At 37.2% G+C, this 13666-nt stretch carries 6 protein-coding genes and 1 pseudogene; 3 read left to right on the top strand and 4 right to left on the bottom strand.

Features of this window, described 5'->3' with window-relative positions; all coding sequences use genetic code 11:
• Window positions 1–489: 489 nt before the first annotated feature.
• The 4 genes from H6F62_RS21205 to smc form a co-directional block, all read right to left on the bottom strand.
• Complete coding sequence (locus H6F62_RS21205) at window positions 490–603, bottom strand: type II toxin-antitoxin system HicA family toxin (protein ID WP_277878592.1); 114 nt, start codon at window positions 601–603, stop codon at window positions 490–492.
• Window positions 596–805 carry a type II toxin-antitoxin system HicB family antitoxin gene (locus H6F62_RS11590; RefSeq protein ID WP_137907243.1) on the bottom strand — a complete coding sequence of 70 codons (210 nt, stop codon included), beginning with the start codon at window positions 803–805 and terminating at the stop codon, window positions 596–598. The genes H6F62_RS21205 and H6F62_RS11590 overlap by 8 nt, the downstream gene beginning before the upstream one ends.
• Before the next feature lie 259 nt (window positions 806–1064).
• Window positions 1065–3590, bottom strand: coding sequence for an AAA family ATPase (locus tag H6F62_RS11595; RefSeq protein ID WP_190372119.1), 2526 nt, complete (start codon window positions 3588–3590; stop codon window positions 1065–1067).
• Between the two features lie 208 nt (window positions 3591–3798).
• Entirely contained in the window at window positions 3799–7410 is a 3612-nt protein-coding gene (smc, locus tag H6F62_RS11600) for a chromosome segregation protein SMC (protein ID WP_190372120.1), read from the bottom strand.
• Between the two features lie 114 nt (window positions 7411–7524).
• Between smc and H6F62_RS11605 the strand changes: the two genes are divergently transcribed.
• From H6F62_RS11605 to H6F62_RS11615, 3 genes and pseudogenes are all read left to right on the top strand, one after another.
• Window positions 7525–8970 carry a glycoside hydrolase family 13 protein gene (locus H6F62_RS11605; protein WP_190372121.1) on the top strand — a complete coding sequence of 482 codons (1446 nt, stop codon included), beginning with the start codon at window positions 7525–7527 and terminating at the stop codon, window positions 8968–8970.
• Between the two features lie 214 nt (window positions 8971–9184).
• Complete coding sequence (locus H6F62_RS11610; protein WP_190372122.1) at window positions 9185–11686, top strand: U32 family peptidase; 2502 nt, start codon at window positions 9185–9187, stop codon at window positions 11684–11686.
• Between the two features lie 54 nt (window positions 11687–11740).
• Window positions 11741–13555 (top strand): annotated as a pseudogene (locus H6F62_RS11615) (dynamin-like GTPase family protein); the annotation flags it as partial.
• Window positions 13556–13666 lie beyond the last annotated feature (111 nt).

Raw genomic sequence — 13666 nt, forward strand, 5'->3', positions numbered from 1 at the left:
CAGGTGAAGGTAGAAGTGGTGTTAGATGAAAAAAATGATCATTATTTATTAGTAGAAACTGGTTGAGAAAATCGCACTTTATCCATCCAAACTACAAGCGATTCCTAGGTCGCGCAACGCTTACGCACTTTATCAATCCAAACTACAAGCGATTCCTAGGTCGCGCAACGCTTACGCACTTTAGTCAATCAACCTACAACTGAACTCACCTGCTTCAAGTAGCTTGAATATTACAGCAGTTCCCGATATTATGAAGTACAGATCTTAATAATAAAACTCTTGTGGTGCGGGCATCTTGCCCGCACAAAGTGTACTTCACTCAAAGCTACTTGCTGTAAGTAAAGTTTCAGGTCGGATGCAGCGATTTGTTAGACATAATAAACTGTCAATAAAGTCTTCGACTGTGACTTGCGCTTGTTTTAGAATTCCACTTAATGTACCAACCTTCAATTCCCGATGCACAGGGACGACACAACCAATTTCACCATCTTAGGTTTCTTTCTTGATCACAACATGACTGCCTGTTTGACGAACTTGCTCGAAGCCTAAGCGTTCAAGCGCTCGAATTGCCTCTTTACTTGAGATTAGTGGCAGCTTAGGCATAACTAACCTCAATACTGGTAACAAATCTCGGAGATGTTTCTGGTAAGGAAAATTCCTCTAGGTAAAGCCGTGTGGCTTCTTTCAAACCAGCGATCGCCTGCTCGATCGTTTCCCCTTGATCTACTGTGCCAACTTCTGGACATTCAGCAATGTAAACATCATCTTCTTTGTACAAAATAACTGTAAAGATGCGATTTTTCATCGTCTCTTATCCTTAACAGCTTGCTCTGAAAATTATAACATCACTGTTCCCTATCGCACTTTATCAATCCAACCTATGAGCGATTCCTAAGTCGCGCAACGCTTACGCACTGATATGATTTTGACTTTCTCTTGAGAAGTTACTCCGAGAAAATCGCTTTTGTGCCAGTAATAAATAAGGTGCGTTACATTTCATTAACGCACCCTACGAGATCGGCGATCGCACTTATTAATGAATGTTTTTAATCTTATTCACATTTTTACCCTTCCTCAGCAATTTTTTGACTTTTTGCCAGACCTTGATAACTCAGACCTTTAACGTCTCTCTTAAAGTTCTCAAATCTATCGATCCTTTCTGTCGAATTTATCTCAAGTTGGTAGTTTGTTCGGATACCTTCAATCCCTTTTTTGATTTCCTCAGCATCAAAGCTTGTATCATATGTTATAATGTATTCTAACTTGTTTAAGAAACCCAGAGCATCATCTTTATTAACTCCAGTTGGATAATTATTAAAAAAGCTTTCCTCTAGACCTCTAACCTTTTCTGAAGCTTTTTCTCTTGTTCTTTCAGTCTCTGCCTTTAATATCCGCTCATCAAGTTTACGGAACAGAATTTTAAAGTTTTTATCAAATTCGTTGAGTGCCTCTAAATCTGTGTTATTTGAATTGTTTCCCTCAGAACTTCTTGTTTTCCGAAGTTCTTCCACTATTTCAATGACAGTCCTAGCAAAAGGAAGCTTCTGTAACTTTGGTTTATCTTTGGACGCTGATTCAACACACAAATCAACAGCTTTGAACATTGTTATACCTGCATTAAGTTTAGCTTGAATAGCTTCTTCCTTAATGTCTTGTATATCACGTTTAGTCATACCACAAATGTTTTCACCATATTTGCAAGCTGCTAAGTAGCTAATTCTCAAGGGAATAAGATCCTCCACTTGAGGATCTTGTAGTTTCTCAGGAAACTTTACTCCTTCTGTTCTCAAGTCTCCCACTTGAATAACATATTCAGACTTAAGCAAGGGAGTATGCTGTAAACCATATTGTTTTTCTGTTAGCTCTTGCCTGGCCTTATTTCCATCTGAGTCACTGTCTACAAGAACAACTACTGCCGCCTGTTCAGTATCACGACTGCGGGCTAAATAGGTCATATAAGGAACATTCCCTGTTCCTCCGGCGGGAACAATTGTTATTTCATTTAAATTCAATGTTTCTCGCTTTGATGCACCTTCTTTAAGTAAATGAGTTGCTGCACCTGCTAATAAAACTTGATCAACAGGTCCCTCAACTATAATATTGCACTGACCAATGTACACAGTTTCAGCAACGAATGATCCTAATGAAGAACGAAGTGGTTCATAACGGTTATTAGCAGCACTCTTAACTACTTGTGTTCCTTCATATCCAGTTCCTTTTTTCAAAACACGGATACGTTCTGAGTGATTTTTATCAATTAAGAAAGGAGAGTGAGTAACATATACTACCTGAGAACCAGTCGTACCATCTTTTGGGTTAGCAACTTCTTCAAAAATTTTTAGTAGATCCTGTTGAGCTTGATTTGACAAGTAAGTATCTGGCTCATCCATGAGCAAAATTTCCGAGGTTTTATCAGGCGATGAGTAAGCCCGGTGTTGAATAAAATAACTGAGAAAATATTTCAGTCCAGAACTTCGCTCTTCAAAAGAGTATCTTGTTCCTGTTCTATCAACAATACTAAACTCTAAATTATGGTCTTTCGCTGAGACAATAATTTGAAATTTACTATCCTGTAGCCAATATTTTGGGAAGTTTAAATTTGCTGCCAGTTGACGGTTTATTTTATCTATTAAGGCTTGCGTATAACCTATATCATTCTCAGCCATTGCATCTGCTAGTTCTACAATTACTTCAGGACTAATTTTTGCAATGGTACATATCATTTTATAGGCCAGGTCTACACTATCTTCCTGATTTTTTCTATTATCTTCTTGTAATTCATAAGGATCTTCAAGTTCTTTGAGAAGACCTTTAATGAGTTGTTCGGCTTTCTTGTCTTCAGAGTCAGATGAACTGATATTTGTACGAGGTGGTTTTATTAAAAGACCCGAATTTTCAATAAATTGATCTAGCAAAGATCGAATTTTGTATCGTTGTCCATCAGACAAGTATTCATATCGAGTACCTTTGGGCTTGCCAGTAATAATTTCAACTATTTTTTGAATTGGTACACTATCTGGAAGAGCTATATCATTTTTTAGTCTTCTAGTACCTGGCAATATCTTTTGAAACTTATCTAATAAACTAGGTTTTACTGGATATTGTGTGTCTTGTGTATCTGGCAGATAAATGATCAGTTCATTAACATTTTTTCTAAATAGAAAAAATCTATCGAACTCTTTAGTCTTTGGAATTTCAGAGAATTGTTGAATTTGTTGGCATTCATCTGGAGAAACATCAGACCATTCAGTAACAAAATCTGGAATACGGGATTTATCAGCAGTGATAAGAAATCTGTCAGAGTAACGGCAGAAATCTCGTGATGAAAGTGTACGCTCTTTATAATCAGGTCCAGTATACTTTCCACTAATTGCATTTTCGATAGCAGTCAGGAGGTGAGATTTCCCTGATTCATTAGCACCAACAACAGCAGTAATTTGAGGCTCAATAGGGACTTTAATGAAGGGAAACCACAGATCCCCTTCGTCTGTTTTAATAATTTCCCAAGGTTCTTTTTGTATCTCTTTTTTAGCCTTTTTTGATTTATTTGACTTGTCGTCGCTAACTAAGTATTGCCGATGTCTATCCACATTGAAAGACTTGTAGAACCGGATAAAAATGGCATCTAATCTCATATTAGGCAAAAATTAATGATTTTTACAAATTTTACTGTCTCATATTTATTTTACTAGTAGATGTCTAAAAAGTAAATAGTAATTATGTATATTATTTTATTTATGAATACGCGATTACATACTACTCTATTCGTTTTACTCTTATTTATCTCTTACCTATCACTTAATTAGATGATTGTAGTTTAATACCCAAAACCTGAGTATAAGCGCCTCTAGCTTGAGTTACCCCAATTGTCCGCTGTGCTGATTCTATCATCGGCCGGCGCAAACTCACGACTATAAACTGTGCTTGTTGAGCCTGTTGTTTAATCATTCTCGCTAATCTTTCCACATTTGACCCATCTAAAAACATATCCACCTCATCAAAGGCGTAAAATGGGGAGGGACGATAACGCTGGAGGGAAAATATAAAACTCAATGCAGTTAAGGACTTTTCCCCCCCAGACATGGAAGCAAGACGTTGGACGGGTTTACCTTTGGGGTGTGCGACTAGGTTTAAGCTACTGTTAAAGGGATCTTCAGGATTATCTAGTTGCAAATAACCGTCCCCATCTGATAAAATGGCGAAAATTGATTGAAAGTTTTCGTTGACCGCGTCGAAGGCTTCTTTAAATGCTTTTTGACGGAGGGTGGTAAAGTTTTCAATTCTTAATAATAATTCTGTTCTTTCCCCTTCTAGGGTCTCTAATTTTTCGGTAAGTTCTTGGAGACGACCTTTGACTTTATCGTATTCTTCCAAGGCTAACATATTTACAGGTTCCATGGCCTGTAACCGTTTGCTTAAACTCCGTAATTCTTTTTGTAAGTCCTCTAAATTAACTTTACCAGGAATTTCTGGCAGGGGACTGGGTAATTCTGCACCTAAGTCTCGTAACTGGGTTTGTAGCGCTGTTAACTCTTCTCGGCGTTTTTCCTGGGTTTGTGCCAGTTTCTCTATTTCCCATTGTAATTGCTGTTGACGCAATAAGAGCGATCGCAATTCTGTTTCTGTCAGATCCCGATTTTTCTTCTCTTCTCCTAAATTTTCTGCCAATTTCTGCAAATTACTCTCATTGACAGCAATTAAATGATTTAATTCTTCAATTTGGTTATTGACTGTTGCTATTTGCTGTTTGCTGCTTGTTTCTTCCTGTTGATATTGAATAACTCGCGCTTGGGATTCTTCTATTTTTTCTTGTAACCGCTGTTGTTGATTTTCTAAGTTTTTTAACTGTTGTTGTCCATCCCTTAGTGCTGTTTCCCGTTGTTGCAATTCCTGCTCTTGCATTTTCATGGTACTTTGAATTTGTTGCCATTCTTTGGGAGTTTGGGAAGATTCTAAATCAGTTAATATCAGTCTCAATTGTTGTAATTGAGTTTCTTGTGCTGGTAATTCCCGATTTAAAACTTCTAAACGGGATTGTGCAGATGTGAATTTTTCCGTATTTTGGGAAAGTTGACTGCGAGTATTTTCTAATTGGCTTGTTAAATTCTTAATCTCTTTATTTAATTGTTCTAAATATAATTGTTGTTCTCTCTTTGCTTGACGTGCTTCCGTTAATTCTTGACTCAGGGCTTTCATGGAAGTTGCTAAAGTATTAATGGCTTCTCCACAACGTTCTAAAATCCGATCAATATCCATTAAGCGAGTTTTTAGGTTTCCTACCTCTTCCCCTTCCCCAGTTTCACCTTTTTCAAACCGCAAGGAGGAGCGCTGGCTACTACTACCTCCCGTCATTGCTCCACTTGTTTCTAGTAATTCCCCTTGTAAAGTGACAATGCGATAGAGTCCGATATTTTTTCGTGCTTGAGCAAGACTAGCAAAAATCACCGTATTACCAAAAACATACGTAAAAACATCTAGATAACGGCGATCGCATTCTACCAAATTCACCGCATAATTAACGAAACCATCAGCTAAACGCAGAGTTGCGTCCTGAGTAAATTTAGGGACTTTAATTTTATTCAAAGGTAAAAAAGTCGCCCTTCCTGCCTTTTTTTGTTTTAAGAGTTCAATTCCCGCAGAGGCTACATTATCATCTTCCACAACAATATATCCCAACCGACCACCAGCAGCGGTTTCCAATGCTAATTGATACTTAGGTTCAACCTTCCCCAACTGCACCACCAAACCACACAAACCGGGCATTTCTGACTGTAAAATTACCTTACTAGCTTGTGTTCCTTGTATTTCTTGTTGAGCTTGAGTCTGTGCTTCTAATTTATCTAACTGACGTTGTTTCTCCCGTTGTTCTTGTAAAAGCCGCTTTTGAGTATCTTGTTGAATTTGTAACTCTTGTTCTGTGGCGGTGAGATTTTCCGCTAAATTCTGAATAGGTAAACTAGCAGCATTAAATTCCGTTTCGACTTGTGCAAATTCAACTTGTTTTTGAGTTAATTCTGGTTGTAAAGTGGCTATTAATTGAGATTGTTCAGAAATCAGCAGTTGTAATTGAGTATTGCGTTCTTGTAATTGAGCTTGTTCCGTGCGTTGAGGTTCAAGAATATGTAGTAAAGATTCTATATTCCGATTTAGTTCCGTTTGTTGTTGTACCCAAGCTTCCGAAGCACTAGCAACCTCCGCCGCAGCTTGACGAGAATTTTCTAAATTTATTACTGCATGATTTCTTTCTATTTGTAGAGACGCAGTATTTAACGTTTCCACATTATGTTTTTCTATTGCTTCCTCTAAAGAGAGTTGATATTGTTGAATTTCCTGATAAGTTTGATTTAAACGCCTTCCAGATTCTTGAATAAGAGCTTCTAACTCCTTGTGCTGACGTTGGAGTTGTTTGCGTTCCGCTTCTTGAGTAGCAAGATGAGATTGAACTGCTAAAAGTTCCTCCTCACCCAAAGCCTTAACCCGGAGATTGCGTTGTTCTAATTCAGTATTTTTCTCGTCAATCTGGGTATTAATTATTGTTAACTGATTAGTAAAATCTCTGAAATTGCGATCGCCTTCTTCAACCTGTGAAACCAGCTTTTCCTGTTGTAATTGCAGAGAACGCCAAGATAGAACCGCTTCCCAAGATTGCTTTTCCAGAAATTCCGTCCGTAGCTGTTGATACTTCTGAGCCTTAGCCTGATCTTGATAAAGTCGCTCACATTGTACAGTCAATTCATTCTGAATAATACGACAACTATCTTCCCGATCCTTCACCTCATCCAAAGTTGACTTAGCTTGAACAATCTTACGATCATAAGTTGCCACCCCGGCCAACTCATCAATAATTTCTCGACGTTCGCGCCCATTCATCGAGATAATACTAGTAACATCACCCTGTAAAACCACATTATAACCTTCAGGATAAATCCGCAATCTCTCCAAATCCTCATGTAACTCAGTCAGAGTACAAGCTACACCATTAATATAATAATTAGACGTATAACCACCCTGTTGAGACACCCGCAACCGACGGGTAACACTCCAGTCAGAGGATTTTGGATTTTCTTCTGCTTCCCCTTCCTCCCCTTCCTCCCCTTCCTCCCCTTCCTCCCCTCGCGTCTGTGCTTCTGTGCGAGAGACATCCGAAATATCAAAAGTTACAGTTACACTAGCTTCCAGTGCTGAACGTCCTTGATGTTTTTGAGCGTTATTAACTAAATCCGGTAAACGTTCCGCCCGCATACCCTTAGAACTAGCCAGGCCTAAACAAAACAGTAAAGCGTCAAGAATATTTGATTTTCCAGAACCATTAGGACCAGATATGACAGTACAACCTGGTAGCAGGGGTACAGAAGTCGTACCACCGAAGGATTTGAAATTGGTAAGTTCAACGCGCTTGACGTATACCATTATAGAACTAATTACTGTAAACTCGTTAAAACAGGGTATTGTAGGTAATCATAACATACTTTTGCTATTTTCGCCGTTCATCTTGAATAATCTTGGATCATCTTGGATAATTTTATGCAAATTCAAACACCAGATTGGGTTAAACACGCGGTTTTTTATCAAATATTTCCCGATAGATTTGCAAGAAGTCAGCGTTCCCGTTCCAGCTTTTTAAATAATAGTAATTTAGAAGCTTGGGATACTATACCGACAATTCAAGGTTATAAAGGAGGGGACTTATGGGGAGTTTTAGAATCATTAGATTATATCCAAGATTTAGGGGTTAATGCTATTTACTTTACGCCCATTTTTCAATCTGCGAGTAATCATCGTTATCATACCCATGATTATTATCAGGTTGATCCAATGTTGGGAGGAAATCAAGCTTTAAGAGAGTTGCTAGATGCCGCCCATGATCGTAATATGAAAGTTGTCCTTGATGGTGTTTTTAATCATTCTAGTCGCGGGTTTTTCTTTTTCCATGATGTTTTAGAAAATGGCTCTAATTCTCCTTGGGTAAATTGGTTTAAAATTGAAAACTGGCCGCTTGCTCCCTATGATGGTAATTTACCAGCTAATTATGTTTCTTGGGCTGGTATTCGCTCCTTACCAACCTTTAATCATGATCATCCAGACGTTAAAGAATATATCATGAAAATTGCTGAATATTGGCTAGAATTTGGCATTGATGGTTGGCGTTTAGATGTACCCTATGAGATTAAAACCCCCGGTTTTTGGCAGGAATTTCGTCAACGAGTTAAAGGTATTAATCCCCATGGTTATATTGTGGGTGAAGTCTGGTCAGATGCCCGTGAATGGCTCGATGGTACACAATTTGATGGGGTCCTTAATTATTTATTTAATCAGGCTGTCCTAGCCTTTGTAGTGGGCGATCGCATCGTTTTAGAAGAAGTTAAATATAACAGTTATTACCCCTATCCTGCCCTAGATGCGGCTGAATATGCTACTAAAATGCAAGCCCTTTTAGAACTTTATCCCTGGGAAATTCAACTAACCCAACTAAACTTACTTGGTAGTCATGATACATCTAGATTAATTACCATTGCTAATGGCGATCAAACCAGTGTAGAATTATGCAGCTTGCTATTATTTACCTTTCCTGGTGCGCCCAGTATTTACTATGGTGATGAAGTAGGTTTACCCGGAGGGAAAGATCCTGATTGTCGTCGTGTTTTTCCGCCAGAATCTAACTGGAATCAGAGTATTTTCAATACTCACAAACAATTAATTTCTCTCCGCAATAATTACCCAGCTTTGCGAATTGGTAACTATCAGATACTCTACGCAGCAGCAACAGTTTACATATTTGCACGAACCTTAGAAAATCAAGAATTAATTATTGCTGTAAATGTGGGAACTGAATCTATAACAGTGAATATAGATTGTAGTAACTTGCAAAATCAGCCCAATCAAGTTTTATTTGGGAATGGAGATATATCATGGAAATGCGATCATCTTTGTTTAACTATTCCCTCCCGTAGTGGCTTAATTTTACATTGATTCCATTTTCCATTGCAGATTCAAAATCTAAAATCCAAAATCTAAAATCCAAAATCTAAAATTGGATAATATTTTTAGGGAAATTGTAGGTAATCTAATAACCGGGGGAATGCTGCGCGGTACTAAGTTCTTGTCGTGAATATTTAATTATGTACCATCTTTCCCCCAATTTAGATACAATCTATAAACTCAATACAACCCTAAGGTAACTAAAATGACAGTCACTACCACCCCTACCCTTAAACTCCCCGAACTCCTAGCACCCGCTGGTAACTGGGAATGCGCGAAAGCAGCCGTAGAAAATGGTGCAGATGCGATTTATTTTGGTTTAGAAAAATTTAACGCCAGAATGCGGGCTGAAAATTTCACAGCAGCAGATTTACCGGAATTAATGGAATTTCTGCACCTGCGGGGAGTCAAAGGCTATATCACTCTGAATACCCTGATTTTTCCCCAGGAACTAACAGAAGCACAGCAATACCTCAAAACTATCATTTCTGCTGGTGTGGATGCTGTCATCGTTCAGGACGTGGGTATTTGTCGGCTAATTCGTCATCTTTCCCCGGACTTTCCCATACACGCTTCAACCCAGATGACTATAACTAGTGCAGCGGGGGTACAATTCGCTAAATCTTTGGGTTGTCAACTAGTAGTTTTAGCGCGGGAATGTTCAATTTTAGAAATTAATAAAATTCAAGCACAAATATTATCAAAAAATACTGCCTTACCCTTAGAGGTTTTCGTTCACGGTGCTTTGTGCGTCGCATATTCTGGACAATGTTTAACCAGCGAAGCATTAGGAGGACGTTCCGCAAATCGAGGAGAATGCGCTCAAGCTTGCAGAATGCCTTATGATTTAATTACTAATGGGGAAGTTGTGAATTTAGGTAATCGCAAATATTTATTAAGTCCTCAAGATTTAGCAGGTTTGGAAGTTTTACCAGAATTAGTCAAATCTGGAATTACTTCTTTAAAAATTGAAGGACGTTTAAAAGCACCAGAATATGTTGCTAATGTAACTCGCGTTTATCGTCAAGCCTTAAATCAAATTATCAAAACTCACATAGAGACATTTTCTCATAGAGAAAAAGACCAATATGATTTAGAAATGGCATTTTCTCGCGGACTATATACAGGTTGGTTTGAGGGAATTAATAATCAAGAATTAGTACATGGAAGATTTGGTAAAAAACGGGGTGTTTATTTAGGAGAAGTGACTCGGATTAGAAATGCAGAAATAACAGTCAAATTAGCAGCACCCGTTAAACCGGGAGATGGGATTGTTTTTGATTGTGGACACCCAGAAAGGAAAGAAGAAGGGGGAAGAATATATGCAGTTATTAAAAATGGTCAAGATACAATATTAACCTTTGGCAAAAATGATTTAAATTTCCATAGTATCCATATAGGTGATAAAGTTTGGAAAACCAACGATCCAGAATTAGATAAACAAATTCGTCAAAGTTATACCGGAGAAAATCCCCAATTTACCAGACCTATAAATATAGAAGTATATGGAGAAATTGGAGAAAAATTAATAGCTATATGTCGTGATGAATTGAGTAATATTGTTCAGGTAGAATCAGCAATATTCATAGTCGAAGCACATACAAAACCTCTCTCTAAAGAAAGATTAAAAGAACAATTTGGAAGGTTAGGAAACACACCTTTTCATTTAGATACTTTTATAAATCATCTCAACGGTAATATTATGTTACCCGTGAGTGAATTAAACCGAATGCGTCGGGAAATAGTCAGTAAATTAGAAGAATTGAGAAGTAAACCCAAACTTTGGCAATTAAATCATCACGCAAAATGGCAAGATTTAATTATTTCTAAGTCTACTATTTCTAAATCTACAGATGTCTCCGCGTCTCCTTCTTTGATTGTTTTAGTCAGAAATATCGCACAATTACAAGCAGTATTAACAGCAAATATCAAAACCATATATTGTGAATTTGAAGATCCACGCAACTATAAAGCAGCAGTAAAAATGGTGCGAGAATCTCAAGCAGAAATCAGCATTTTCGTTACACCACCTCGCATAACCAAACCCGGAGAAACCTGGATTTTAAAACAAGTTCACGCTTCTCAAGCTGATGGTTATTTAATCAGAAATTATGATCAATTAGAATACTTTACCACAGAAAGATGTATTGGTGATTTCTCTCTAAATATTGCTAATCCCTTAACCGCAGATTACTTTAAAAACCGCTTTAATTTAGAAAGATTAACAGCATCTTACGACCTAAATATTAACCAACTTCAACATTTAATTACCAATTATCCAGCGTCAAACTTTGAAGTCACAATACATCAACATATCCCCATGTTTCACATGGAACATTGCGTATTTTGTGCCTTTTTATCTACAGGCACAGATTACACCAATTGCGGTAGACCTTGCGAAACACAAGCAGTTACAATTAGGGACAGGGTGGGTAGTGAACACATTCTCAAAGCAGACGCAGGATGTAGAAATACAGTATATAATAGCACAGCGCAGACTGGAGCAGAATATGTACAACGGTTGATAGAATTGGGTTTACAGCACTTCCGCATTGAATTTGTCAACGAAACACCAGAACAAGTACAAAAAACAATACAAAGTTATCAAAAATTACTGCAAGGAGAAATCATTGGTTCCCAACTCTGGAGAGAATTGAAGCTACAAAACCAATTAGGTGTAACTCGTGGTGCATTGGGGATAATGTAGCTAAACTGTGATAAGTAGTATTACAATGCTGATAAACCTTGTTTACTACTTTCTATGTCAAGTCTAATCCCTCAATGTCAGCAATTACAAGCACAAGTTGAATCTATTCTCCAACTTTTACACCAAGAAACAGCTTTACGTTCTCAAGACATTACACCAGTGCAAATTTCCTTAGATAAAGCCATTTCTCCCAAGTTTGAAATTGTCTTTGCTGGTGCTTTTAGTGCGGGTAAATCAATGTTGATTAATGCACTATTAGAGAGAGAATTATTATATAGTGCAGAAGGACACGCAACAGGCACAGAATGTAAAATTGAATATGCACCAGCAGATTCAGAAAGAGTTGTTTTAACCTTTTTGAGTGCAGCAGAAATTCAAGAACAAGCGGTGTTTTTATGTCAACAATTGGGATTTAATACCGTAGAAAATATCAATAAACAAGATGTAATTGATTTATTACATCAAGATTGTACAGCAATTATTCAACAAGAAGGTGGAGAAAGTAAATCAGAACGTGCAAAACAAGCAAAAGCATTGATTTTACTATTAGCAGGATATGTTGCAAACAAAGAAAGAATTAACAGCTTTAATAATGCAACCTTTTCAATGGAACAATTTAATTTTACCAACCTCAAAGAAGCCGCAGGATATGCACGCAGAGGTAGTAATAGCGCGGTTTTAAAACGGATTGAATACTATTGTTATCATCCTCTTTTAGAAGATGGTAACGTCATTATTGACACACCAGGAATTGATGCACCAGTCGAAAAAGATGCAGTATTAACTTATAGAAAAATTCAAGATTCAGAAACCTCAGCAGTAGTTTGTGTTCTCAAACCTGCGTCAGCGGGAGACATGACCAAAGAAGAAACCGAATTATTAGAAACAATGCGGGAAAATGCAGGGATAAGAGACAGAGTTTTTTATATCTTTAACCGCATTGATGAAACTTGGTACAATAATCAACTCAGACAAAGATTAGAAGATCTAATTAATAGTCAATTTCGAGATAGTAACAGAGTTTATAAAACCAGTGGTTTGTTAGGATTTTACGGAAGTCAACTCAAAAAAACAAGCACACAGGATAGATTTGGATTAGATTCGATTTTTGCAGAAAGTGTTAAAGGTTTAGACGGGAAAGAAGAAACACCACAATTTGTCAATGAATTTAATCGCTACTGCGTTGCTTCAGGTAAACTTTCTCCCAGTCAATTTAGAATTTCTCTCCATGGTTATGAAACTTCTAATAGCAACTATGTGAGAATTTTAAGCGAACAGGGAACACCATTAATTAACCAACTCATTCAAGATAGTGGAATTGAAGAATTTCGCAGATCAATTACTCGCTATCTCACAGAAGAAAAACGTCCACAATTATTTAAAAACCTCGCAGATGATTTAGAAGATATTTGTATCAAACTCAAGAACCACTATCAAAGTGTGCAAATTGATTTAGATAGTCAACCGCGAGAAATCGAAAGTATGAAAGAATATGAGTTGCAAAAATTAAATCAGCAACTCCAACAAATTGGCAAAGAATTTAATCAACATATTCATGATCAAGTCAACAAAATTATTAACAATAATTGTCAAGAATTTGAAACAGATTTTCGACAATTACAATCACGCATGGTTCGTCGTCTAGATGAATTACTAAATACCTTTTCCGTTGCAGAAGCTTACCGACGTGCGACTTTAAGTCATCCTAGAAACGCAACTGCACCCTTATTAGCTATTTTAGTAGAGGCTTTTTATTACCTGTCAAATCAGTTGGAAGATATTTTAATAGCATCTTGTCAACAAGTAATTAGTAATCTATTCCAACAATTAATGGCAAAAATTAGACAATCAGAATATTACCGTCAATTACAGCAGTTTCCGAAGTTATGAGGTACAGTTAGTAATAATAAAGATAATACTGTCATGAAAGCATATTCAGTGGATCTCCGAGAAAAAATAGTTGCAGCCCATATTGAGGAA

This window comes from Anabaena sp. FACHB-1391 (assembly GCF_014696755.1).
GTDB lineage: Bacteria > Cyanobacteriota > Cyanobacteriia > Cyanobacteriales > Nostocaceae > Dolichospermum > Dolichospermum planctonicum.